Raw genomic sequence first — 25,028 nt, 5'->3', positions numbered from 1 at the left:
GGGGTATGACCGACAACCGTTGGGCGCACCTGACGTACTCGTCCTTCCAGGCGGCTTCGGGTGGCGGCTGGCAGGTGGGCGATGCGCAGCATGCGTCCCAGAAGGACCGCGAGATGGCGAAGCAGCACGCGGTTACTCGTCTTGTTACGCCCCAGGAAATTGACGTCTTTCTTTCCGCGCAGGAGATCAACAACCTGCCGCGCCGCTGCGACTATGTGCTTGATAGTGGCTGCGGTGTGTTCGTGCAGGCGATGCCTTCCGGCCGTGATGCCACGAAGCGCCCGGGCAACGTGTTTTCGCACGTGGTCATCGACCACTCCCCCGCCGAACCGGCCGAGGCGCACCCGATTCAGTGGTACCGCTCGGACGACCTGCTGCAGCCGTTTGGCCACCGGGCGGTGAATGATTCGTCGTTGCCCGCGGGGCTGGCGGAGCCGAAGCCGAACCAGTACGGAGAGCTGTTTGTCGCCTGGATGATGGTGCGCGGCATGAGCGGCGGCGAGGACGACCGCGACAAGCTTGACGTGCTGCTGCGGGTCCAGGATCTGTTGTCCGCACCGCCACGTTTGGCAATTTTGCTTGTGGACGTCACGGATGACGCCGCCCGGTGGATCGCCGCCCTGTCGTCCACCATGTCGCGCGAGCAGGCTGCCACGTCGCTGCAGTTTTCCACCTATTTGCGCGCCGCCGAGCTTGAGGCGTTTCCCATCGGCGAGGTGTGCACGGTGGTGGCGATGCCGAAGGACCAGCGCGCCGAAGTCCCCGCCCAGTTCGCGGGGTGCGTGGTGGACCCGGCCGAGCCGACCGCGGAAGGCCCCCAGTCGTGGTGGGCGGTACGCACCGCACAGCTCATCGAGGAAGGCACAGATGAACAGGAGCTCGGCGGGCTGATCAGCCCGGAGTTGGACCTGCCGCTGCCCAGCGAACAGGCCGCCGCGCCGTTCGCAGATGAGGTCGCGGGGATCTTGCGCCAGTCCACCGACCTCCAGGCGGACCTGCGTCGTATCGACGCGCAGGCGATCACCAACGAAGCCAGCGCAGGCGATTTACAGGTCGTGGAGCGCTACACCCTGCAAGCCAACGGGCTTCCCAACCGCGCGTTTGCAGATACGTTGCGGCAGGGCTGGGCTCCGCGCCACCCAGAGTTGCAGCGCCAGTGCTTCGAGGCACGTGTGCACCAGAACATGTTCTCCTACCTTCTGGTGCTGAACGACCCGTCCGGGTTTCCCAAACTCCTGAACCGCAGAGCACCCGCAATGCCGACCGCAGACATCCTGGACACTGACTACTTCCACGAGATGTTTGCGGATGCGGCGGTGTTGCAGAAGGCGTCGAGACGCGTGCTCGATCTAATGATGCACGTGCGCTGCGTAGCGCCGAAGAGCTTGCTGTCGGTGCTGGAGGCGCTGCTCACCCTCGAGGAGGAGGCCGGATGCACGCCCTTAGAAGCGCGGGTGCCGGCCGATTTTGCCACCGATGAGGTTGCTCAGTCACGCATCCGCTCGTTGTCCGGCTGGCCGCAAGAATTCCCGCGGGCGCAGCGCGTTTTCAACGTGCTTGGCCGCCCCACTCAGCCCCTGCCCGACTACCCCCACAACCAGCAAAGGAATATTTAAGTCATGAGCCAACAGATCAGCCTGGCACCTGGCGAGGGCCATGACCTCGCCAAAGACGGCCTGGACCTACAGGTGCAGCTGCAGTTTCGCCCCGATTGCGCATGGGACCTGGACCCGGCAAAGAAACCGACGGGTGCCAAGATGCGCGTTTTCCAGGGCACGGTGCTTGTCCGCGACGTGAGCGACACCACCGAGATCAGCGTTGCGCCCAAGGGCCAGGAGCGGTTCCCCTCCGGCGCGTTGGTGTACGCCACGGTGGTTTCGAAGGACACCGGCAAGCGCATCACTCTGCCGCCGCTGGCGGTTGGTGAGCAGCCGAATGCTGCGGTGCTGCGGTTGCAGCCCGAAGGGGCGTCCGTACGCATCATCGCCCCAGAGGCGACCGGCAGTGAGCACCTTGACGGCGCATCTTCGACGGTGCATTCGGTGACCAAGTCGCTGCAGAAGTCCGCCGTCCCGACCGCGCAGGAGGAAGGCCCGCGCAAGGTGGTGGTGGTTGTGGACCACTCCGCGTCCTTCCAGCGCAACCTCACCGAGCAGCAGCGCGACGCCATCGCGCAGGTGGTGGCCGGGCTGTTCAGCAGCTCGCAGTTTGAAACGCGCATCGTGGGCACCTCTGCAGGCAGCCAGGCGAAGAACTTCACCAGCGCCTCGGACTTCAAGGCCGCGCTTGAGGACGCCGCCCAGCTCGCCGAGGTGGACTGGACCCGCAGCACTGACCAGCTGATTTCCGACGGCCTCGCAGCCGCCAACGCCGTGCTGGTCGTCTCCGACGACCTGCCCGGCCAGCTGGCGCAGCTTCCACGCCCGATGCACATCCTGGCCACGCGCGAGCCGGCCGGCCCGCTGCCGGACAACGTCACCTACACCGAGTTCAACGACGCATTCGTGAGCGAGGTGCTGCGTGGCGACGGCACGCAGCTGCGCAAAGCCACCGAGTCCATGTACAACGCACTGACGGCGCGCAGCTAGGAGAAGACGATGACGCAACCGAATTACCCCATGATTCCCACGAAGTGCCCGTACAGCTTCCGGCAGATGGACCCGGACCAGCAGCACTCGGAGTTCGCCCCGCCCGGCGCCGAGCTGCCCGCCGGCTGGCAGAATTCCGGCGTGATCACGTTCGCCCTCGCTGGCGCGCGCACGTCCGGCAAGAGCATCTACATCGCCATGGCGATCAAGCTCCTGGAGCAGCTGACCATCAACTTCGGTGGCACGTTCGACCCGGCGGACGAGTTCACCGAGAACTCCTTCCGCGAGAACTACGAAGTGCCCCTGTTCGGCAGCGACGAGTCCCGCCCGCGCGTGCTCAGCCCCACCGCCCCGATTGATAACCCGGACGCCTACCAGCGTCGCCCGCTGATCTACCGCCTGGGCCGCCCGAAGCGCTTTAACCAGCCCAACCCGCAGCAAATTTTCGTGGTGTTCCGCGACATCGCCGGCGAGGACCTGGAGGCCCGCGACATCCGCGCCAAGTCCGAACACCTGGACTTTTTGCAGCACGCGGACTCGGTGATCTACCTGTACGACCCGCTGGCGGTGTCCCAGATTCGTTCGCTGGTGGAGGGGTTGGTACCCACCGATTCGCGTTCGGAAGCCTCGCCTGCCGACGTGCTGAAGAACGTCATCGAAGTCCTCGGCCCTGCCCGTCCGGACATCTCTTTGACACTGGCGAAGTTCGACATCCTGCAGGAGATCGACCGCCTGGAAACCGGCGGGTTTGCCGCCACCGGCTCCGGTTCCACCTCCTGGCCTGAGGTGATGAACAACTTGGGCGCAGCGTTCCGGCGTGCCGGCTCGGGCGCGTCCCGCCCCTTCGACCGCGCTGATTCCGAGCTCGTGCACGAAGAGACCCGCTCGATGCTGCACAGCCTGGGCGCCCAGGAGATGTTCAACGCGCTGGAGCAGCCGCTCGGCCCGCCGCACAATTACCACTGCCACGTGGTGTCGTCGCTAGGTGCGCCGCCTTCTGGCGATTCCATCAGCGACTACGGCATCGCCCCGTTCCGCGTACTCGACCCGATGCGCCGGGTATTCAACAACTACGGCTTGTTCTAGGAAGATTAAGGACTGAAATCATGGCTTCACCTTTTGTTGACCCGCAGCAGCAGGTCTCCCAGGATCACGTCCAGCGCGAGCAGGAGGCGCTGGCTGAGCGCGAGCGCCGGGCGAAGAAGCGCCGCACCGCGATCATCACCGGCATTGTGACCATCATCCTGGCTATCGCCGCGGTGGTCGCCGGCATGATCTGGCTGTGGACCAGCGCCCCGTGGAACACCGTGCCGGACATCCCGGAGGGCACCACGGCCCCCGAGACGACGGTGGCCACCAGCATCGTGGACGAGACCACCACCGTGGACGCCCCGGCGGAGGGCGAGCCGGCCGTTTAGGCGGAGGCGGTTTCGCTCGCCCCGTCACCCAGGAAGTGACGCAGCCAGCTCACGATTCCAAAGGTCCACGGGCTGGTCTGCCCCTCTGGAGTGAGCCAAATCGACTCCTCGACCGCCTTACTCTGCGCTGCCGAAACCTCGCGGACATACTCGGGCGACGTATTAAAGCCGTACACCAGAACGATGTAGCCCGGTACCGCATAAGCGGAGTAATAATCGGCTATATCGCCCGCCTCCGTGTGCGCCACTGTCCCAAACTCGTGCTCGCTCACAGCTATGCCGGTAAAAGGCGTTTCACTGCCAGGGTTCATCACCACTCCCTTGCAGGCATGACCTAACCCGCTGAGGTACGAACCAATTGGGTTACTGGACCCCGCCTCTGGTGACGCTAATATGCCTATTGAGAGCATGCCGTCCAGTTCGGGCATAACAAGACTCTCCGAGTCGGTTATCCGACTAACTCGTTGAGCAAAAGCTTCCGTCGACACGTGAGTGCCAACGGCGATTCGATCCTCACAAGTCGGATCTGCAGCAATCCCTTCGGTGCCCGGCACGATGCGAAATTCGCCGCTTTCAAGCTCCCACGGTGTATATGGAGGATTACCATATTCCACAAGGGAATTGTCCCCGCTCAAGATTGCTCGCTCGAGTGGCCCGCCCTGCTCCAAATCCTCCTTGCCGAAAATGACGGCTGAATTCAGCACACAGGCCGCTATAGCTATAGCGAGAACCGCTCGAATGTAAGCGTTCCACTTTCTCATTTTTGCGCCCCCTGTCCCTTGGCGGAGGCAAGGTCAATAGTGCTTACTCGTTTCCCCTGAGCATTTCGAACGATTACCCGGCCCGCGACGCTGTCGAGGTCCGGGCCCTCCGATTTACCCAGTCGGAATGATTCTCCTCGTAGCTCTAGTGTGGTGCCAGCTAGGCCATCATTGCGTAGTTGTTGTACGAGAGATTCACGGCCCGCAACGAAGTCTTCCAGTTCATTGGCGGTATCGTGGTTCTCTCTCATTGCAGCGCCGCTCGCGTATAGGAGTACTGCGGCAATTGCCGTGAAGTAGAACCCATCAAGCGCAAGCCCAATCCAAAGCACCAAACTAATTAAGAACGCCAGAATAGATATTGCGATGCCGCGAGTAGAAAGATTCCACGCCACTAAGGCTTGCACGAACCAAACCCCCACGGCCGCGATTGCGGGGGCAAGTGGACTGCTGAAGTTTTCGGTGCGCCAAAGGTCTACCAGCAATCCCAGAGGGAAAAACGTCAACAAATAGAGTAAAGGGCCGGCCTCTGCGGGAGCTAATGCCTGAGCTCGAACTGCAACTGTGCGTTCTCCCAGACCTTGATCGAAAATCGCATCCCGGATGACGTCTTCATCACGTCCCAAGTCGTCAACACGACCTCTTAGTCCTGCCAAGTCAGTGCTGGTGAGATCGACTGCTTCCAGCATTTCGACCCCATCAAAAGCACGCCAAAAGTCGCGCTTCTGTAAGCCGTCAAGGATCCGCGCGTGCGCTTCGGCTGCGTCTCTGCTTGCGGTCTGATAATAATCAAGGACTGTGCCACCCAAAGAAGTAGAGGGAGCACCGTTGGTTTTCGCTACTTCGAGTATGTTGCGTGCCTTTGACAGGTCCTTGTTATTAATTGCGTCGAGCGCCGGACTGTAATAATCCTGGTCTGCTCGATCGAATTCCAACGCACGCATGCCACGTCCGACGGTTTCACGCAACGACCTCATCTCGGGCCTGTCCGCCCCAATGTTTTCCGCCGCTTGAAGACTTACCTGTGCCGCAGAAAGGTTCTTCTCCTTCAGGTGGCTCCTTGTCTCAGCGACAAGATCCTCGAAACGACGCGTATTTCCAAGGAGAAGTAACACGACATCCTTGGCATAGTCACCATTAGGCTTGCCCACAGCGGCAACAACCCGATCATGCTCGACCAGCGCAGCGCGAAGCTGGCCTTCCTCCAGCAAGGACTCAATCTCCTGGTAGATCTTGTGCTCGCGGTCGGAACCGGCAACGGGGCCCGCAGAAGCCTGGACGCTCGAACCAGTGCCGCCACCCTGCAGCTTCGTCGCCTCGGCGGGATCGAGGCCCGCGTCGACGAAGCCGCGTGCGACCTCGGCTGGAATGTGCTCCTCGCTGGTCATTCGCTCCAGGTGGTAAGCCAGCACGAGGTCGCGAAGCTCCTGGTCAGACTGTGCGGCCGCCGCGACCTTGACCACGGCGTCTTTGTTGCGCTGGTCGTTGCGGGAGTCGTAGAACGCGATGGCGCGCTCCGCGTCCGCCAGGGTGACGGGGGTGCGGCCGGTCACCGCAGCGTCGTAGGCCGAGTACTCGGCGCCGTCCTGCCACGCCTTGGGCTGCAACAGGGCGACGAGGTTGGGCGCGGTTGCAGCGTCGATCAGACGGGTGACGTCGCTGCGCACTTCCCCCACCACGCGGATGCCGCTACCGGCGAGCTCGTTCGCCACCTGGTCCAGCTCCGCGTCGCTGAGGCGGTAGCGCGTCAGGCGTTTGCGCAGCTCAGCGTCCGTGATCGCGCCACGGGCACCCGCGTGCGCCACGATTGCCTCCACGATCCCGGCGTTGCGCTGCTTCGCCTGCTCCGCCTGCAGCGGCAGGTACCAGCCCCAAAAGGACAGGTTGGAGGGGTTGAGCTGCATCGCCTCGCGGTCCAAGCGCTCGAGGCCTGCGCGGATGGCGTCGAAAGACTGGCGGTTGCGGCGCTTGGCCAGCACGTTCGTCACCTCGCGGACGCGCTCGCCCGCCTCGCCGGAGTTGGCAGGCATTGCGGTGATTTGGAGCAGGTCGTCCAGGTGGGCCTCGACGAGCAATCGCTCCAGCTCGCCACCCTGGGCGCGCTGGATGGCATCCCACGTCCGCGCGATGTCGGGGCGGGAGGCGTAGCTGGCAATTCGGCTTTGGTCGAAGGGGGCCAGCGACATTCCCTAGTCCCCGCGCATCATGAGGCCAACCTGCTGCTTCGCTGCGGCGACCTCTTCCTTGTCCAGGGCGGAAACCTGCGCCTCGAGGCGGAAGAACTGGTTGGACTTCGGCTCGTGGCCCTGCAGGGTGACAATGCCGTCCGCGTCCACGGACATGATCAGGTTCACCTCGGAATGCGCGGGCAAGTGCGGCAGGTTGTCCAGCAGCGCGCCACCCTCGGGCGAGATCTCCTCGTTCGCCTCAAGGTCGCGGGACTCCACCTCGCCCAGCTGCTCGAAGATGCGGAAGCGTAGCGATGTCGTCCCGTCCTGCACCGTCCTCGCCTGCGTGGTGCCCTCGGCAGGCAAAGACTCGCCCGCGTGCAGAATGTGGCCGACGTACTCTTCCTGGCGCTTCGGGTCGAAGAACAGCACGCCGACAGACTTCGGCAGCACATTGGTGATGGTCTGGGTGGTGGCAGCGCCGCCCGCGCTGCCGCCGAGCACGAAGTGCTTCGAGCTCGGCTCCGGGGCGGCGTCGGTGCTTTCAGTACCCTCCTCGTTGTCCACGGCGAAATCCATCTCACCCTGGCCGTAGATCGCTGCACCCTTGGCCACGGCAAGGTCGTATTCGGTGGGCGTGAGCTCCCAGCCGTAGCGCTCCTCCAGCGCCGCCGGGATCATCGGCATCTTCGAGGAACCGCCGACCAGCAGGTACTTCTCAATCTCCAGGTTCGGGCGCTTCTCTCGGGCCTTCTCCAGAGTGCGGTCCACGATGCGCAGGGTCTGCTCCACCTTGTCGCGGGTGCGTTCCTCGAACTCCTCGCGGGTGACCTCGATCATGGCGGAGGCCTCGTTGCGGTAGGAGCAGCGGATCTTCGCCTTCTTCTTGCGTGACAGGGAAATCTTCGCCTGCTCCACGTTGGAAAGCAGGTCTTGGTAAAACTCGTCGTCGAAGGTGGGGTCCTCGGTCAGGCCGGTCTCCAACATAAACTTCGCCGCCACCATGTTTAAAAGCTCCGCGTCCCAGTCCGCGCCGCCGAGCCTGCGGTCGCCGTCCGTGGCTAGGACTTCCACACCGTTTTCGTTGAGTTCCATGACAGTGCAGTCCATGGTGCCACCGCCTAAGTCGTAGACGAAGATGGTCTGGTGCTCGCCCGGCTCGAAGCCTGCGGACAAGGCTGCGGCCACCGGCTCAGCAATGATGCCACGAACGTCCAGGCCTGCAATCTCGCCTGCGTCTTTGGTGGCCTGCTTCTGCACAGTGCCGAAGTACGCTGGGACGGTGATGACAACCGCGTTGGTGTCCTCGTCCTCCATCTCCTGCGCCACCTCAACCAGCTGGCGCAAGATTAGCGCGGAGATGGATTCCGGGGTGTAGTCGTTGCCGTGGAAGTTCAGGGTGATGCGGTCGCCCATGTTGCGCTTGATCAAAGAGACCGTGTCGTCCGGGTACAGCTTCTGGCCGTTTTTGGCCTCCTGGCCCACGACGAAGCTGCTGTCGTCCTCGAAGTAGACCACAGACGGCGTGGTGGGCTGGCCGTCCTCGTTTTCAATGACCTGCGCTACGCCGTACTCGTCCACGTGGGCGACAGCCGAGTAGGTGGTGCCCAGATCGATGCCAAAGACTTTCTTATTGTCAGCCATGCTCTTCCTTCCCCTTGGCTAAACCAACCACTAAACGTACTTGTGCACCACGACACGAGCGGGAAACGCTGCCCGCTTCGCGTTGGCGTAGATGTAGCCGGGGCTGACTTCGCGGACCACTTTGCCGTCCAACGCTTCGTCGTCAGTTTCCTCAACACCCACGCTGTTGTGCACTTTCTTGTCAAAGTCCGTGCCCGGATCGGCCTCGACGGGCTCGTAGCCGAAGGCCTCGATCGCATCCACGAGCAACTCGCCTGCGTGTTCGAGCTCCGGGGTTTGCGGCAGGTCGTTGAGAAACGCCTGCAATGCTAAAAGACGCTTCACGCCCGGGTTTAGCAGCAACGCCACCTGGTCCCGGCGCGCCTCTTGCAAATCCCCGTGCAGCTGGGCGCGCTCCGCCTGCTGGGTTTCCACCTGGGCGCTCAGCGCGCCGAGGCCTTCCATGACGTCTTGCATGAGGCGCTTGGGCACCATCATGGCTTGCAGGGCGTCCAGAGACTCGCGAAGTTCACGCAGCTCGGTGCTGGTGTTCTCGGGTGCGGCCGGTGCTGTCGGCTCAGGGGGTGCTGGTTGGGCCGGGGCTTCGTCTGCGACGTGTGTGTCCGCGATATTGTCCCACTGACGAATGCTCATTGTTTGGTTCTTCCGTAAGTCTGCTTTGTAGTTACTGTGTCAGCTCTTTGGGTTTAGTCGTCAGCAGAGAGTTTTCGCCGCCGACGGACTTCGCTATTGCTTGGATGTTGCCGCCGCCGTCGAAGAGGTACAGGTCGCCCGGTTCCGGGGTGCGGGTGTCGCCAGCGAACTCCACTTTGCCGTTGATGGTGAAGTCGCTGTTCGGGGTGGGCGGCAGCATGATCTGGCCTCGGCCGTCGCCGATGTAGCGCACGATCAACCCGCTCTGCGGGGTCAGGCCCTGGTTGGCAAAGTAGTCGCGGGCACGGAAGATGAACGACTTTCGCTCGGCGTTGGAAGCGGGGTTTCGCCGGCCCTGGAAGCTGTTAATGCGAAACGCGTACACCACGGCGGCGATGCCGGAGAGCCGGAACTCGGAGCCGAACGGTGCGATGGCGATGCCGGAGAGCTGGAAGAACAGTGCGATAAAGACGACGATTGCCGCCACAACGAGTGGCCACTTCTTGCCACGCTTCAGCCCCACACGAGCCACCCAGTACAGCAGCCCCATACCAATCAGGATGACGAGGTAAGTATCTATGAAATCGCCGAAGCCCTTGTCGCGAGTGCTGGACCTGAGGTAATCCACCACGGTGGTTGGCCCCATAATCTTGAGCACGTAGGACCAAAACGGCGGACTATTCACCCCGTTGCTGTCGTCGGCCCGCTCCCCTTCCGGGTCCAGGCCCACGCGGGAGAGTTCCCGGTCGATGTATTGCGGGTTGTGCACCAGCTGCACCATTTTTTGCTGCAGGTCCTGCAACTGCGGTGCATCGTAGGAGAGGTTTGTGGCGTTTTCCAGTTCGCGCTCGGCGGTGGGCAGGTCCCAATTGTTCACGGCCGCTAGACCTTTGTCCACTGCGGTGTTCAGCTGGAACAGTCGATTTCTCATCTCAGGCAAGACCTTTTTACCAAGGTCGCTGACCGGGTTCTGCCAGCCGTCGATAGAGTGCATTCGATCGAAAGCGCCGTACAGCTCGCGCCGCTCCATCATGCGCTCGACCTCGCCGAACGCCTTCTCCTCCAGTCCCAGGTGGGCGGAGGCGCGGCGCTCCGCCTCCTCATCCACGCGCGGGGCTGCGGTGCTGCCGCCGCTGCCGAGGAGCTTGTGGCCTTCTTCCTTGTCTAGGCCGTTGAGCACGAACTGGTCCACCACCGGCTCCGGGAAGGATGTCAGGCGCGCCTGGTTCACTTTGTGCAGGTGGTAGGCCAGGATGACGTCGTGAAGCTGGGCGTCCGTGTCGCACAGGCTGAGCAGCTTGATCGCGGCGTCCTTGTTGGCCTGCTGGTTGCGCGAGTCGTAGAACGAGATCGCGTCTTCCAGCTCCGCGCGCTTGACCGGCGCCTGGCCCTCCGGCTGCGCCTTGAACGCGGAGTAGCCCAGGTCCTCGTTATTCAGCCACGGGCGCGGGCGTACCAGTGCCACGATGTTTTTCGCGTTGGCGTGCTCAATTTTCGCCATCACGTCCGGCGCCGGCGCCCCCACCACGCGCACGTCGTTGTCCCGCAGGGTGGCAATCACGGACTGTTTGCCGGATTCGCTCAACTGCATACCGTCTAGACGTCGGTACAGATCCTGCGCCTCCACCGCGCCAACCGCGCCTGCGGAGGCGATCACCTGAGAGGATACACGTTCAATCTTTTCAGCCTCGTGCGCAGTGAGTCGGTGGAAGTAGCGCTGCCACACGCTAGACATGGTCGGGTTGATGTTGGTGTCCGCCGTGGCAAGCTTTTCCAGTCCGGCGCGCACTGCCTCAGCGTTGCTGCCCAGGCGGGCGTGGCGCAGTTGTTTGGTGGTGGCGTTGCGGAGCTCGTCGAAACGCTGCTGCAACACCTCGCGCCCGGCGGGGACGGTGTCGAATTGGAACAGCTCATGGATTTCGGCATCTACCAGCGCGGAATCCACCGCCGCCTCATCGTCTTGCGCGACGGCTGCAACGACTTTGTTCCATTTTTGCGCCACCGATGAATTGCTGAGGTACTTCTTTAGACCGTTAGGGTCGAAAGTGTCGGCCACCTGCTACTCCCTACGCTGCGACAACCTGGGTAAGACACGGGAATCCTATCACCATATCCACAGGTGTCGCCCATAAACAGCGGGGCTTCTCAACCCGTGACTTAAGGTGGAGGGGAAAGGAGTGAGGCCCATGACCCGCCGGATACAGACTGCTGCGTGGGCGATCGTCGCCGCCGGCATTATCGGGGTAGCGTCCGCCTCCGCGCTCACGCAGTCCCAGGAGGGCGAACTACCCACCGGTGACGATGTCGTCACCGCCGACGTGCGCATTGAGCGCATGCGCTACATCCCCGACCGGATCGAGGTCCCGCGCGGCACCAAGCTGGTGGTCAACCTGGTCAACGACGGCGAGAAAGAACACGACCTGAAAATCGGGGAGGCCAACTCCGGCCGGCTCTCCCCCGGCGAGACCAGCACGGCCTACTTCGGGGAGTTCAACAAGGACACCCGCGGGTGGTGCACCATCGCCGGGCACAAGACGATGGGCATGACCTTTAAGGTCGATGTGATTTGATCACCGCCACCTGGGCCTTCACCGCGCGCGCCATCAGGGGCAGGAACGCCGCCAGCACGCCGAACGCGATAAAGGACAGCACGATGCGGGCATAGGAGTTGCCCACCACCAGCCAGGCCAGAAGCGCCGCGTTGAACAGCCCGGCGCGCAGGTAGGCGGCCCGGTTGAGCTCACGCAGACCCGCCTTCACCGCCGCCGGGCCGCCGCCCATGGTGGTGGGCATGAGGTAGCTCATGGTGCCAATCAGCAGCTGGCCCGCGAACCCGAGCAACAACGGCAGCGTGGGGATCTCCCCTGCCCCGCCGAACATCCGCACCGCGTACCAGGTCAGCCCGCCGATGAGCCAGGTCACCGCGAACAGTGCGGACAGCGCCGGGTAGGTCACGCGCCCGCGGGGATCCTTCATCACCGTCAGCGCGCTGGCCACAAACCCTTGGTAGAGCCACACCCAGCCCGCCAGGATCAGCACGGTGCCCGCGCCCGCCACCACGGGCAGGCGCAGCAGCGAACCGGCCACCGCCACGGCAACACCGATGCCGGCCAGCGCGAGCGCCACGCCGACGCGGTCCTGCCCGCGGGTGCGCCACATCGCCGGGAACAGCACGCTCAGTGCGCCCATCGCCGCGAACCCGACGAAGCCGCCCACGTTGGTGAACATGTGGGCCTGGCGCACCGCACCGTGCCACTGCCCCGGCAGGCCTGCAGACAGCGCCGCGCCGAACAGCGCGCCCACGGGCAGGCAGCACGCGGAGGCGAGGAAACCGATTACCCCGGCATGACGGCGCGGCGCCGAGCGCACCTGTTTAAAGAGCACCGCCGCGTGCCACGCCAGCGCCACCGCGACCACCAGCGCGCCCGCCCACGTCAGCCAGTACCACCGGATCAGCTGCCCGGCCAGCACGGCGACGGTGCCGGCGTTGAGGAGGTAGGTGCGGGAAAGTTGGGCGGGCCGGGAGGCGTCGTCAAGCTTGTGCCCCAAGAAGCGCTCGGTAAGGTTTTGGGACCACAACATGATCGAGTTGGTCAAAATCCCCAGCGTGAAAATGTGGATGAGCAGCCACGACCCGTCCGGGATGAACGGGTGCGCAAGGCCGGCGAGGATGAACACCGCCATCCAGATGCTCACCGGGCGCGAGGCTTTGCGGTGCCACGCGCGGGGGTTCATGTCAGGCATTGACTCCTCCAGACTTCGGGTTGTCGCGGAAACACCACCAGGTGGCCGCAGCAAAACACGCCGCACCCGCGGCCAGCACGCCGATCACACCGTTGTAGGCGTCCGTGTAGTCCACCCCGCGGTCCAGCGCCGCCTGCAGCAGCGACCCCGTCAGCGCCACAGTAACCAGCGTGCCCAGCTCGTAGGACACCTCCTCCACACCCGCGGCCATCCCGGAGCGGTGCATCGGGGCCGAGCCGATGATCGCGATCGAGGAGACACTCATCACCGAGCCCGCGGACAGGCCCAGAAGCACCATGCCTATCGACGTCCATCCGGCCGCCAACGCCACCGCCCCCACTACCGCGCCGAGGAACCCGCCGGCGATCAACGGCAGGAAGCCGACCTTGTGCAGATATGCCCCGCCGAGTGTGGAGGCCGGGATGGCGGACAGGGCCATCACGGCGACGGTGGCGCCGGCGTGAAGGGGCGTGAGCTCGTCGACAAGCTGCAGCTTCTGCGTGGTCATGAGTTCGGCGCCGGCCAGGACGAACATGCCGCCGGCCGCCGCGAGGACGCCGCCGGTGAACAGGCGGGAGCGGAAGATGTCGAAGGTGAGCAGCGGGTCGTCCAGGCGGTTTTGGCGGCGCACGAACAGCCAGGAACCGACGGCGGTGGCGGCGAGTGCCGCGAGGGTGATGGCGGGGCTGTTGGCGGCCTGCTTGATGGCCATGGTCAGGCCAGACAGCGCGACTAGAGCGTAGAACGAGGAGACCACGTCCCACTGTTTGTCTAGGTTGGGCAGGTTTTCCGGTGCGAGCGCGATGGTGAGCACGAGGGCGACGATGACGATGGGCACGTTGATGAGGAAGACGGAGCCGACCCAGAAATGCTGGATCAGCGCGCCGCCGACCACCGGTCCGAGCGCGCCGCCCGCCACCGCCACCGAGCCCCAGATGCCGATGGCGGTGTTGCGCTCGCGCTCGTCCGGAAACGTCAGGCGGATCAGCGCGAGCGTGGCCGGCATCATCACCGCAGCGCCCATGCCGAGCATGCCGCGCGCCAGGATCAGCTCTAAGGGGCCGGGCGCGAACGCCGCGCCCAGCGACGCCAGGCCGAAGATGGCCAGGCCCACGATGAACATCAGGCGGTGGCCCACCCTGTCGCCCAGCGCGCCGGTGCCCAAAAGCAGTCCGGCGAGCACCAGCGGGTAGGCGTTGATGATCCACAGGCCCTGCTCCGGGGAGGCGTCAAGGGAATGCTCCAGCGCCGGCAGCGCGGTGTACAGGATGGAGTTGTCCAGGCCGATCATGAGCAGCCCGAGCGAGACCACCGCGAAAAATCCCCAGCGCTGCGCCTTAGTCATGGGCAGATGGTACCGCGCGCAAAAAGTGCGCCCCGGTTGCGGGACGCACTGTGTTTAGTTGGCGGGCTTAGCGCATTGCGAGGAATGCTGCGCCGATGCCGAGGACTGCCAGGGCTGCGACGACGCCGCCGATGATGGCTGCGATGTTGATCTGGTTGTTAGCCTGCTTCGGGGCCTCGGCCTTGGCCTTGGCTTCCACCTTCTGCTCAGCCTTGGGCTGCTCGGCGGGGACTTCACCCGGCTGGGCGGGGATTTCTTCCGCCGGCACGAGCGCGGTCAGGGGGTGCTCTTCGGCGACCTCGACGGGCTCCGGCTGTTCCACCTCGACGACCTCCTCCGGCTGCTCGATCTCCTCGACCTCAGCCTTTGCGCGGGCACCGATGGACTCGGCGTACGCGCCGATACGCGGGTTGTCGAGTACCAGGGAGTCCCAGTCGGCGGGGACGAGGACCTTGCCCGCCGGGGTGTCGGCGAAGTACGGCTTTTCGGAGTAGTTGAAGTAGTCGAACTGGCGGTCGTAGTTCATCACCGACTGGTAACCGGCCTGCATCGGGGAGCCTTCAGCGATGTCGGTGACGTACTGCTGAGCACCCCAGTGGCGCAGACCCAGGGTGTGGCCGAACTCGTGCAGGATGGTGTTGCGCACCTGCTCGTCGTTCGCACGCCCGCCGGGGTTGGCAACGTAGAAGGAGCTGTCGCCCACCAGCGACAGGCCCGTGGCGTTGGAGCCGGCGCGCATCCGGTCGCCCAGGACGCCGGGGCGGAAGATGTTGGCGCGGTCACCAAGGTTGTTGATGGTGTTAATGAGCTGGAACGCCTCAAACTTGCTCGGGTCGAAGTACGAGTCGCGGTACTCCAGCGTCTCGCCGCCGTGGACGTCGGAGTAGTTAGGGATGTTGGTGTAGTGCTCGCCGGCATCGATGTGCAGGCTAATGCCGTGGTCAGCAAACAGGTCCACTAAATCATCCAGGCTCTGCGTCGACGGGGCGTAAGAGGTGCGGTTGGCGTTTGCGCACTCGCGGGCAGCAGACGTGTCGCAGCCGAGGGTGTCGTATTCGGAGGCCATCCAGTTCAGCTGGAGGAAGACATCCGGGCGGTTAGGGTCGGCACCCCAGTCCGGCAGGGGGATTTCCGTGCCGTCTGCGAGGACGACGCCTTGCTCTTCCCAGATGTCGGGCAGGCCGTCGCCGTCGGAGTCAACGAGGGTGGCGGTGTTGGTCAGCACCGGTGCCAGCTCAACGTCCTGCTGGGCGTGTGCGACGTTCGCGCCGGAAACCGCGATGGCGGCGGCAACTGCTGCGGCGATGGTGTTTCGGAATGCTGCTCGCATCTCGGTGACTCCTTGGTGTGTGTTTTTCTCTTTGTTACATCCATGAGTTTATGCACCGAGTATGCGCAGGTAAAACGCTTTGGCCCAGGCTGAAAAATACCCTAAATCGTTGAACATTCCGTCCGGATTGTTCAACGTTTCCACCCGTTTTGGCCTGCGGATTGTTCATCAATCCGGGGGCGCGGTCCGGGGTTTCGTCAGCATTGTTCAACGATCAATCCGGCAACGCTCGCGGATGGTTGAACAATCCACTATCACCGCATTTTATGCACCTTAAGGTGTTTTCCAGCATGGATCCCGGCAATTCCGCATCTACCTGCATGTTCCGGTTAACCATACAATTCATACACTCTCAGATTCGGTGGTTTTCCCTCAGGAACCCCCGAAACTCCCTGGATTGTTCAAAGATCCACAGATTGTTCAGCAATCCGGAAACCCCCACTACCCCCGTTTTTACCCCCGATGCGGCGGCAAGGGGCCGTCGCAAAGCAAAAAGCCCCCTCTAACCCGAGTTCCTGCGCATCTTCGCGCGGCGCATATCAATGGCCAACGCGATGCCGATCACCGCCGCGTGCTGGCGTTCGTCCAGGCCGGGCTCGATGCGCACGCGGTAGCTGGACTTGCCCATCAGCATCCGCCCCATGCCGGAATACTCCGCGTCCACGGTCGCGAGCGGGCGGCCCTGGCTGGTCAGCGTGTAGTTCAGCTGGAACGCCTGGCCCTGGATCTGCACGTCCGGAAAGCCCGCGACCTGCACGTCGAACTTCGCGCCGATCCAGGCGAACCGCTGCGTCAGCCGCGCGAGCTCCAGCGGCGGGTTGACCTGGTGCACGACGTACTTGTCGCGGATGAAGTTCACCGGGTCCTCGATGCTCAGCACGTGCGCGCCGGCCGCGTCGAACACCTCCACCCCGCGCGACGCCTTGACCAGGTCGCTCATCTTCAGCGTCTGCCTGGCCGTGCCCAGCAGCTCCCCGCCCGGGCCCTCGATCGCGAACGTGTCGCGGCCCAGGGCCTTCGTTTGCCTTACGACGATCTCACGTTCCCTAAACACACCACCACCCTAACGGGGCGTGGCTGGTTCTGGGTGGGTGGTTTTGGCGGCTGGTTTTGCCTGCCCTGTCCCCCATCTCCACAAACCCCTAGTAAGCCCTCCCTAGTATGGCCATTTTTGGGCCTTAATAGGGGTTTGTTACTCGGGGTATGTCCCGACGCCCGCCAGTCGAGTCGCTAACAGGTGAGACGCTCCCATCTCCGAGAGATACGCCTTGCCGTCGAGGTTGCGAGTACACTAGGGAGCCGTACGCCTCGGTGTCGCCTCTGCGAAAGCATGCGCCCGGGGCTTAAACTTTTTCGACTGGCCGCGCAGCGGAAAACCCCGGCGGGCTGGGGTTCCAGCCTGCCGGGGTTTCGCGCCTAGCTCAGAGGAGCGTTAGTTCGAGCTGCCCTCCGAGGAACCCGCGGAGGAGCCGTCAGCGGAGCCGGCCTCGGAGCCAGCCTCACCAGCGGCCTCGCCTGCGTCCTCGGCGGTTTCGTCGCGGCCGGGGGTGTTGGTGACGGGCGGGACGACCGTCGTCACGCGGTCACCCCCGAGGGAGGAACCGCCCACGCGCACCTCGTCGACGGAGGTCGACTTCTTCGGGCCGATGGCGGTGAACGCCTCGCCGGCCTCGTTGGAGCACCAGTCGTAGAGGACGGAGCCCGCGACAACCACGCCGGCGGCGATAGCTGCCCACTGGCCGTACTGCTGCACGTCCGGACGCATTGCCAGCTCCTGCAGCATGCGGTTCGCGGCCTCGGCCTTCGCGCGCAGCTCGGCGACCTGCTCGTTCTCCTGGCCGCGGCGGCCGTAACCGAAGTTCGGCGTCTTGCGGCGGATCTCATCCTGGATCTCCGCGGAGATCTGGTTGAACTGCTCGTTCACCGCGTTGACGTACGGGGCAGCGACCTCTCCCAGCCCCTGGCCCGCCAGCAGCAGCGGCACCATGTACAGGATCGGCGAGCGCACCGCGTTGGCGACACAACGGCCGAGGATGTCGGTGCCTTCATCCACGGTGGCCTTGGTGGTGACCAGGGTGGTCGGCACTTCGGTGACCGTGATCTGCGGCAGCGTCTCCGTGACCACCGGCGGCAGCGTGTACGTTGCCGTCGCGGTCACCGGCGGGGTGTAGCCATCCACCGGGGTCGGTGCGACCTCGGTGACGGTCTTGCCGGAGTCGTCCACAACCACAACCACCTGGCCCGGAACATCCGGCGTGGTGGTCACTTCCGGACCCTCAACGGTGGTGACCACCGTCTGCGGCTCCGGCGTCACCGTCTGCACGGTGGTGACCGGCGTGGTGCGAGTGACCGTGATCGGATCCTGCGTCTGCACCACAGTGGTGACGATCGGCTCCGGGGTCTCCGTAGTGGTGACCTCAGAGGTGACCGGCTCCGGAGTCTCCGTGATGGTGACCTCGGAGGTGACCGGGTCCGGCGTGACCGTGGTGACCTCGCCGGACACGGTGGTGGTCACCGGCGCCGGGATGATCGTGGTGGTCTTGACCTCGCAGTCGCACGGTGCCACACCCGTGGTCGGGGTGGACTGCGCCTTGTTCGTCGGCGTGTTCGGGGTGCGCTCCACCACCGTGGTCTCGGTGACGAAGCTGCCCGGAACCGTCGTCGTCTCGTTGGTCGTGCCCGGCACGGAGGACACCACGGTCTCGGTGGCGGTGACCGGCGGTGCGGTCGCGATCGCCTCGTTGACGTGGTAGCCCGCCGGCGCGGAGACCTCGATCACGATCTCCACGGACTCGCCCGGCTCCAGGGACAGGCCGCGGCCTGCAGACTCCAGCGCCTTGTTGATCTCGGCGGTGAACTCGTCGGCGTCGCCGCCGTCCAGGCGGGTGACGTTGTCCACGATGTCGACGCCGTCCAGCTTCACGGAACCGGTGTTGGTCACCGTGTAGCGCAGCTCCATCGTCTCGCCCTCGCCGATCGGCAGGGCGTCGCCCTCGGTCTCGGCGTCGCGCCATGCGTCGTCGCCCTCATCCGCGCGCTTGATCTCCTTGAGGATCTCCAGCTGCGGGGAGTCGGAGGAGGCGTCATCCGGCGGCGCGGTCACGGTCACCACTGTCGACGGCACCGTGGTGCCCGGCACAGTCGTGTGCGGGTTCGTGGTGCCCGGGATCGTGGTGGCCGGGATGGTCACCGGCGGCACGGTCACGCCCGCGACGTTGTCGTGGCGGCCGGCCGGGGCCTTCACCGTCACGGTCACGTCCATGGACTCGCCCGGCTCGAGCGCGAACGGAGCGACCTTGCCCAGCTGGGCGTCGATGGCCTGCTGCAGCTCGGCGTTGTCTTCCTTCACCTCGTCGGTGAGGCGGATGCCGTCGATAGGCAGAGTGCCCTTGTTGGTCACCCGGTAGGTGATGTCCATGTCCTCGCCGGCGTTGACTAGGGCGTGCTCGTCGCGGCCGTTGATGAACTTCTTCACCTCAAGCAGCGGCGAGTTCGCGCGCGCGGTGGTGGAGACCGTCGTGCCCGGACGGGTGGTGCCCGGCAGTGTCGTGCCCGGGATGGTTACCGGCGGCACCGACGTGGACGGGCCGGTCGTGCCCGGGATCGTGGTGCCCGGACGGGTGGATTCCGGAACCGTGGTCTCCGGCACCTCGGCGCGAGCCTCGTTGACGTGCTCGCCCTCCGGCGCGGTGACCTCGATGCGGATGTCCTGGAAGGTGCCCGGCGCGAGGTTGAACGGCTTGGCCTTCTCGGCCAGCTCCGCGTTGATCTCCTCCTGCAGCTCCGGGTCGTCCTCGCGGATCTGATCCGCGAGTGCGATGTCGTTCAGTTCCACGTTGCCGGTGTTGCGGACGCGGTACCAGATCTCCATCTTCTCGCCCGGAGTGACGGAAGCGTCCTCGCGGCCGTTGATGCGCTTTTCAATGTTCAGGCGGCGCAGCTCAACCGGAGTGCAGACAACGTTGTTCGCCGGGCCGTCCGAGTCGCCGTTCATGTTGGCGACGTTGACCAGGCCGGAATCCGCACCCGGGTTCGCGCCCTCGGCGGTGCACTGGCCGACAGCCTCCGGCAGGTTGTTCGCCGCGGCCTCAGCCAGCGTGCCGGTGACGGTGACCTTGTAGTCCTTGTATTCGCCGGCCGGCAGCTCTGCAGCGTCGGCGACCTTGTAGCGGCCGTTCTCCACTGCCACAGCCTTCTCATCGACGGCCACCTCGGTGACCGTGAAGCCGGCGCCGCGCAGCGGCACATCCCAGATGGTGGCGTGCTCGCCGTTGACCAGGCCGGAGTTGCGCACGCGGATGACGTACTCGTTGGAGTAGTCGTAGGTGCCCTCGTCGTTGCGGGTCAGCGCAACGTTGCCCGCACGGGCGCCAAGCTTCTCGACGGCAAACTGCGGCCGCTCAGGCGCCGGCGCAGTCGTCGTCTCCGTGACCGGCGGCGGCACCGGGGTGGTCGCCGAGGTGGTCGGCGTTGCCTGTGCGGTGTTCGTCGGCACGTTCGGCGTCTTCTCGGTGGTGACCACGGTGGTGGTCAGCGAGCCCGGCACCGTCGTCGTGGCGTCGGTGGTGCCCGGTACCGAGGAGACCTGCGTCTGGGTGGTGGGCACCGCCGGGGCCGTCGCGATGGCCTCGTTGACGTGGTAGCCCTTCGGTGCGTCGACAGTAATTTCGACGACCTTCTTCTCGCCCGGCTTCAGGGTGAAGCCGCGGCCCTCTGCCTCGAGCGCGGCGTTGAGCGCGTCGGTGAGCGCCTGCTGGTCGCCCCCGTCCAGACGGGTGACGTTGTCGACGATGTCGATGCCGCCCAGCGTGACGGAACCGGTGTTGGTGACCGTGTAGCGCACGCGCATCTGGCCGTTGGCGTCCACAACAGCGGCGTCGTCCTCGGTATCCGCGGCGTGCCACGTGTTGTCCTTCAGGCTGAAGATGTCCTTGAGGATTTCCAGCTTGAGGGAGTCGGAGCGGGCGTCGTCGGACGGGGTGGTCGTCTGCGTGACCACGCGCTCAGGGACGGTGGTCTCCGGGATCGTGGTGCGCGGGTTCGTCGTGCCCGGGATCGTGGTCGCGGGCACGGTCACCGGCGGAACGTTCGGCTTTGCGACGTTCACGTGGCCGCCTGCCGGCGCCTTGACCGTGATTTCCACGTCGTGGAATCCGCCGGCCGGGACGTCGAACGGCTCGACCTTGGCCAGCTCGGCCTCGATCTGCTTGGTCAGATCCGTCTTGGTCTCGTCGGAGCCCTCGGTGACCTCGTCGGCGACGGTCACGCCCTTGGCGTCGACGTTGCCCTTGTTGAAGACACGGTAGGTGATCACCATGTCGTCGCCCGGGTTGACGATGTCGCCGTCGTCGAGGTTGTTGATGTACTTCTTGATGTCCAGGATCGGCGAATCCGAGCGGGCATCGTCCGACGGGGTGGTCACGGTGACCACGGTCGACGGCACGGTGGAGGCAGGGATGGTGGTGTTCGGGTTCGTCGTGCCCGGGATCGTGGTGCCCGGCACGGTCACCGGAGGCACGATCGGCTTAGCGACGTTCACGTGGCCGCCAGCCGGCGCCGGCACCGTGATGCGGAACTCGCGGACCTCGCCCGGCTCCAGCGCGAACTGGTCGATGCCGTTGAGCTTGGCGTCGATGTCGCGCTGCAGCGCCTTGGAGGTGTTCTCGTCGGCGGCCTCGGTGACTTCGTCGGCGAGGCGGATGCCGTCGATACGCACGGAGCCCGTGTTGGAGACGCGGTAGAGGATCTCCATGTCCTCGCCCGGCGCGACCTGGGTGCCGTTGTCGTAGCCGTTGATGTACTTCTTGATGGCCAGCGACGGGGAGCCCGCGTGCGCGGTGGCAGTGACCGTGGTCGGCGGGACCGAACGGCCCGGCACGGTGGTGCCCGGGATGGTCGTCGCCGGGACGGTCGAGCCCGGGATGGTGGTGCCCGGCACCGTGGTCTCCGGGTTGGTGGTGCCCGGGACGGTCACCGGCGGGACGGTGGTCTCCGGGATGGAGGTCTCCGGACGGGTCGTACCCGGAATAGTGGTTTCCGGCACCTGGGCGCGCACCTCGTTGGTGTGCTCGCCAGCGTGGGCGGTGACCGGGAACGTGATGTCCTTGACTTCGCCCGGCGCGAGGTCGAAGGCCTCGATCTTGGCGATCGCGGCGTCGATCTCCTTCTGGAGGTCCGGGTTGTCCTCCTTGATCTGGTCCGCCAGCGTGATACCGGACAGGGTCACGTTGCCGGTGTTGCGGACGCGGTACCAGATCTCCATCTCATCGCCCGGGGTGACCGGGGCGTTCTCGCGGCCGTCGATGCGCTTTTCAATGTTCAGGCGGCGCAGCTCAACCGGCTCACAGACGATGTTGTTCTCGCGGCCGTCCGAGTCACCTTCCATCTCGATGGTGTTGACCAGGCCGGAGCCCGCGCCCGGGTTCTGCGTGGTGACGGCGTCACACTGGCCGACGGCTGCCGGCAGCGCGTTCGCGGCCTGATCGGAGACGGTGCCGTTGACCACGACCTGGAAGTCCTTGTATTCACCGACGGCGAGCTCAGCTTCCTCACTGATGAGGTAACGGCTGTTTTCCGGCTTGACCTCAGTGCCGTCGACGGTGACGGAGTCGATGTCGAAGCCAACGCCGCGGACTGGCACGTCCCACACCTTCGCGTGCTCACCGGCAATCGGGCCGGTGTTGCGCACACGGATGGTGTACTCGGCGGAGTATCCGTACTGGCCGTCCTCGTTGCGCTTCAGCTCGATGCCGGCCTGGTTGCCGAGCTTCTCCACCGAGAACTGCGGGTTCACAGGCTCCGGAACAACCGGAGTTGTGGAGGAGGTCGGCGTCGCGTGCGCGGTGTTGGACGGGGTGTTCGGGGTGACGGTGGACGGCTCAACCACACGCGGGGTCACAGTGGTCACCGGGACGGTGGAGCCGTTGGTGGTGGTCATCACCGTGGTGCCCGGGATGGTGGAGCCCGGCAGCGTGGTTACCGGCGGTGCGGTCACCTTTGCCACGTTGATGTGGCGCTGCTTCGGCGCGTCCACGGTGATCTCCACTGCGCGGGACTTGCCCGGCTGCAGGGTGAAGTCCTTGCCGTACTTCTCCAGCTCGGCGTTGATCGCGTCGGTGAGCGCCTGCTTGTCCGCGTCGGTGCCCTTGGTCAGCTCGGTGACCTCGTCGACGATGCCGATGCCGGACACCGGCAGGGAGCCGGTGTTCTTCACCGTGTAGCGGATGCGCATCTTGCCGTTAGCGTCGACCACAGCGGCGTCGGAAGCCTCGTCGACGTTGTCGGCGGTCTTCCAGTCGTTGGTGTCGTTGCTCCAGATGTCCTTGAGCAGCTCCAGCTTCACGACGTTCGAACGCGCATCATCGGACGGCGTTGTCGTCGGAGTCACCTCGCGCTCCGGGACCGTGGTCGGCGGGATGGTCGTGTTCGGGTTCGTGGTGCCCGGGATGGTCGTGGCCGGAACGGTCACCGGCGGCACGACCGGCTTAGCCACGTTGACGTGGCCGCCCTTTGGCGCGGTCACCTCGATGGTGATGTCCTTGAACGCGCCCGGCGCGAGGTGGAACGGCTCGACAGCAGCGAGTTTGTCTGCCAGGTCCGGGATTTCCGCGCCCTCGGTGACCTCGTCGGCGATGGTGATGCCCTTGACCTCACCGACGCCAGTGTTGCGCACGCGGTAGGTGATCTCCATCGTCTCGGCGTCCGCCGCGAGGACATCGCCCTCGTCGCGGCCGTTGATGTACTTGGTGATCTCCAGCTGCGGCGACTCCGAGCGGCCCTCATCCGGCGGCGCGGTCACGGTGACCACGGTGGACGGAACGGTGGTGCCCGGCACGGTAGAGCCCGGGATGGTGGTGCTCGGCTTCGTGATCGGCGGGACCGTCACCGGCGGCACCGTGGTGCCCGGCACGGTCACCGGCGCGGTGGCGACAGCCTCGTTCACGTGCCCGCCTGCCGGCGCCGGCACCGTAATGCGGATCTCCTTCACGCCGCCCGGCTCCAGCTTGAACGCCGGCTCCTTTGCCAGCTCGGCGTTGATGGCTGCCTGCAGGCCCTGCTTATCGGTGGCCTGGGTGACCTGGTCGACGACGCGGATGCCGTCGACAGGCATGCTGCCCTCGTTTACCACGCGGTAGAGGATCTCCATATCCTCGCCCGGTGTGACGGCGGTGCCGTCGTCGTAGCCGTTAACGTACTTCTTGATGGTGATCTTCGGCGACTTCGCCTTCGCCGTGGTGGACACGGCGGTGGACGGCACCGGCTTGCCCGGGACCGTGGTGTGCGGGAGCGTCACCGGTGGGATCGTGGTCGGCGGGACGTCGGCGCGAGCCTCGTTGACGTGCTCGCCCTCCGGAGCCTTAACCGAGATGTGCACGTCGCGGATCTCGCCCGGCTCGAGATCGAAGGTGTCCTGGCCGTTGAGCTGCTTGGTGATCTCTTGCTGCAGCGCGTCGTTGTTTTCCTGGACGTTGTCCGACAGCTTCACGTCGTGGAGCGTGACGTTGCCGGTGTTACGGACTCGGTACCAGATGTCCATCGGCTCGTTCGGCTTCACGATGGCTTCCTCACGGCCATCAATGCGCTTCTCGATGTTCAGACGACGCAGTTCAACCGGCGTACAGACAATGTTGTTGTCCGGACCGTCCGAATCGCCGTCCATGTTGACCACGTTGAGCAGGCCGGAGTTCTTCGTGGCGTCCGCGCCGGTGGCGTCGCACTGGCCGTACGCAGCCGGCAGGTTGCCCGCCGCGGCGTCGGAGATGGTGCCGGAGACGGTGACGGTGAACGTCTTGGACTCGCCAGCTGCGAGAGCTGCGCTGTCAGCGATCTTGTAGCGGCCGTTCTGCAGCTGCGCGTCCTGGCCATCGACCTGCACAGAGTCCAGCTCGAAGCCGACACCGCGCAGCGGCACGTCGTAGATGGCTGCGTGCTCGCCGTCGCCCTTGCCATCATTCCTGACGATGATGGTGTACTCCGCCGTGTAGGCGTACTTGCCGTCCTGGTTGCGCTCCAGGTTGATGGCAGACTGGTTGCTCAGCTTCTCAACCGAGAACTGCGGGTTCTCAACGACGGGCGGTGTCGGACGGAAGTACGCGTTCGCTTCATCTGGTTCGGATTCGACCTTTCGGGCTGGGAGGGTTTGCGGGAACGGGTCAAAACCCACCTCATCGTCGCCGCCATTAAACGTCGGGAAATCCTGCGCGTTCGGGTCGAAAACACCTGCGGCCTTGGCATAATTCCGGTGCTCATACGTGTCGGAACCGATGCTCTCGGGCATCCTAAAATTGATCGGGATCTCTGTCTCCTGGCTGCCTTCCAGAGAGAATATTTTGACCTTTTCTAGTTCTTTTTTGATGAGGTCCTGAATTTTCGACGGGTTCTCACCTTTGTCAACGAT

The 25,028-nt window shown here is 64.8% G+C and carries 15 protein-coding genes; 5 read left to right on the top strand and 10 right to left on the bottom strand.

Features of this window, described 5'->3' with window-relative positions; translation table 11 throughout:
* Positions 1-5 precede the first annotated feature (5 nt).
* The 4 genes from H0193_RS08840 to H0193_RS08825 are packed head-to-tail and all read left to right on the top strand — an operon-like array spanning position 6 to position 4,006.
* The gene (locus H0193_RS08840; protein ID WP_181889459.1) at positions 6-1,616 is read left to right on the top strand and encodes a GAP1-N2 domain-containing protein; all 1,611 of its coding nucleotides are present in this window, start codon (positions 6-8) and stop codon (positions 1,614-1,616) included.
* A 3-nt stretch (positions 1,617-1,619) separates the two neighbouring features.
* A complete protein-coding gene (locus tag H0193_RS08835; protein ID WP_181889458.1) occupies positions 1,620-2,588 on the top strand; it encodes a hypothetical protein in 969 nt (322 codons plus the stop codon).
* A 9-nt stretch (positions 2,589-2,597) separates the two neighbouring features.
* Entirely contained in the window at positions 2,598-3,674 is a 1,077-nt protein-coding gene (locus tag H0193_RS08830) for a hypothetical protein (RefSeq protein ID WP_181889457.1), read from the top strand.
* Between the two features lie 20 nt (positions 3,675-3,694).
* A complete protein-coding gene (locus H0193_RS08825; RefSeq protein ID WP_063938663.1) occupies positions 3,695-4,006 on the top strand; it encodes a hypothetical protein in 312 nt (103 codons plus the stop codon).
* On the opposite strand, the gene H0193_RS08820 is transcribed toward H0193_RS08825, so the two are convergent.
* The 5 genes from H0193_RS08820 to H0193_RS08800 are packed head-to-tail and all read right to left on the bottom strand — an operon-like array spanning position 4,003 to position 11,268.
* Complete coding sequence (locus tag H0193_RS08820) at positions 4,003-4,710, bottom strand: hypothetical protein (RefSeq protein WP_181889456.1); 708 nt, start codon at positions 4,708-4,710, stop codon at positions 4,003-4,005. The genes H0193_RS08825 and H0193_RS08820 overlap by 4 nt on opposite strands.
* A 53-nt stretch (positions 4,711-4,763) precedes the next feature.
* A complete protein-coding gene (locus H0193_RS08815; protein ID WP_181889455.1) occupies positions 4,764-6,953 on the bottom strand; it encodes a hypothetical protein in 2,190 nt (729 codons plus the stop codon).
* A 3-nt stretch (positions 6,954-6,956) separates the two neighbouring features.
* On the bottom strand, positions 6,957-8,579 hold the full coding sequence (locus tag H0193_RS08810) for an Hsp70 family protein (RefSeq protein ID WP_181889454.1): 1,623 nt from the start codon (positions 8,577-8,579) through the stop codon (positions 6,957-6,959).
* Positions 8,580-8,609: 30 nt separating this feature from the next.
* Positions 8,610-9,212, bottom strand: coding sequence for a nucleotide exchange factor GrpE (gene grpE, locus H0193_RS08805; RefSeq protein WP_181889453.1), 603 nt, complete (start codon positions 9,210-9,212; stop codon positions 8,610-8,612).
* 31 nt (positions 9,213-9,243) lie between these two features.
* Positions 9,244-11,268 carry a hypothetical protein gene (locus tag H0193_RS08800; protein WP_181889452.1) on the bottom strand — a complete coding sequence of 675 codons (2,025 nt, stop codon included), beginning with the start codon at positions 11,266-11,268 and terminating at the stop codon, positions 9,244-9,246.
* Positions 11,269-11,398: 130 nt separating this feature from the next.
* On the opposite strand from H0193_RS08800, the gene H0193_RS08795 reads away from it, so the two are divergent.
* A complete protein-coding gene (locus tag H0193_RS08795) occupies positions 11,399-11,782 on the top strand; it encodes a cupredoxin domain-containing protein (protein WP_181889451.1) in 384 nt (127 codons plus the stop codon).
* Here H0193_RS08795 and H0193_RS08790 read toward each other — a convergent pair.
* From H0193_RS08790 to H0193_RS08770, 5 genes are all read right to left on the bottom strand, one after another.
* The gene (locus H0193_RS08790) at positions 11,763-12,956 is read right to left on the bottom strand and encodes a copper oxidase (RefSeq protein WP_181889450.1); all 1,194 of its coding nucleotides are present in this window, start codon (positions 12,954-12,956) and stop codon (positions 11,763-11,765) included. The genes H0193_RS08795 and H0193_RS08790 overlap by 20 nt on opposite strands.
* A complete protein-coding gene (locus H0193_RS08785; RefSeq protein ID WP_181889449.1) occupies positions 12,949-14,301 on the bottom strand; it encodes an MFS transporter in 1,353 nt (450 codons plus the stop codon). Before H0193_RS08785 ends, H0193_RS08790 begins: the two co-directional genes overlap by 8 nt.
* A 67-nt stretch (positions 14,302-14,368) precedes the next feature.
* Positions 14,369-15,631, bottom strand: a complete 1,263-nt coding sequence (locus H0193_RS08780) for a zinc metalloprotease (RefSeq protein WP_181889448.1) — start codon at positions 15,629-15,631, stop codon at positions 14,369-14,371.
* 502 nt (positions 15,632-16,133) lie between these two features.
* Complete coding sequence (locus tag H0193_RS08775; RefSeq protein WP_181889447.1) at positions 16,134-16,685, bottom strand: LURP-one-related family protein; 552 nt, start codon at positions 16,683-16,685, stop codon at positions 16,134-16,136.
* 378 nt (positions 16,686-17,063) lie between these two features.
* Positions 17,064-24,908 (bottom strand): hypothetical protein, encoded by a 7,845-nt coding sequence (locus tag H0193_RS08770; RefSeq protein ID WP_181889446.1) that lies wholly within the window; start codon positions 24,906-24,908, stop codon positions 17,064-17,066.
* Positions 24,909-25,028 lie beyond the last annotated feature (120 nt).

It is taken from the genome of Corynebacterium haematomassiliense (assembly GCF_013978595.1).
Classification (GTDB): domain Bacteria; phylum Actinomycetota; class Actinomycetes; order Mycobacteriales; family Mycobacteriaceae; genus Corynebacterium; species Corynebacterium lehmanniae.
The sequence above is the reverse complement of the archived record's forward strand: the minus strand, read 5'-3'. Positions and strand labels throughout refer to the sequence as shown.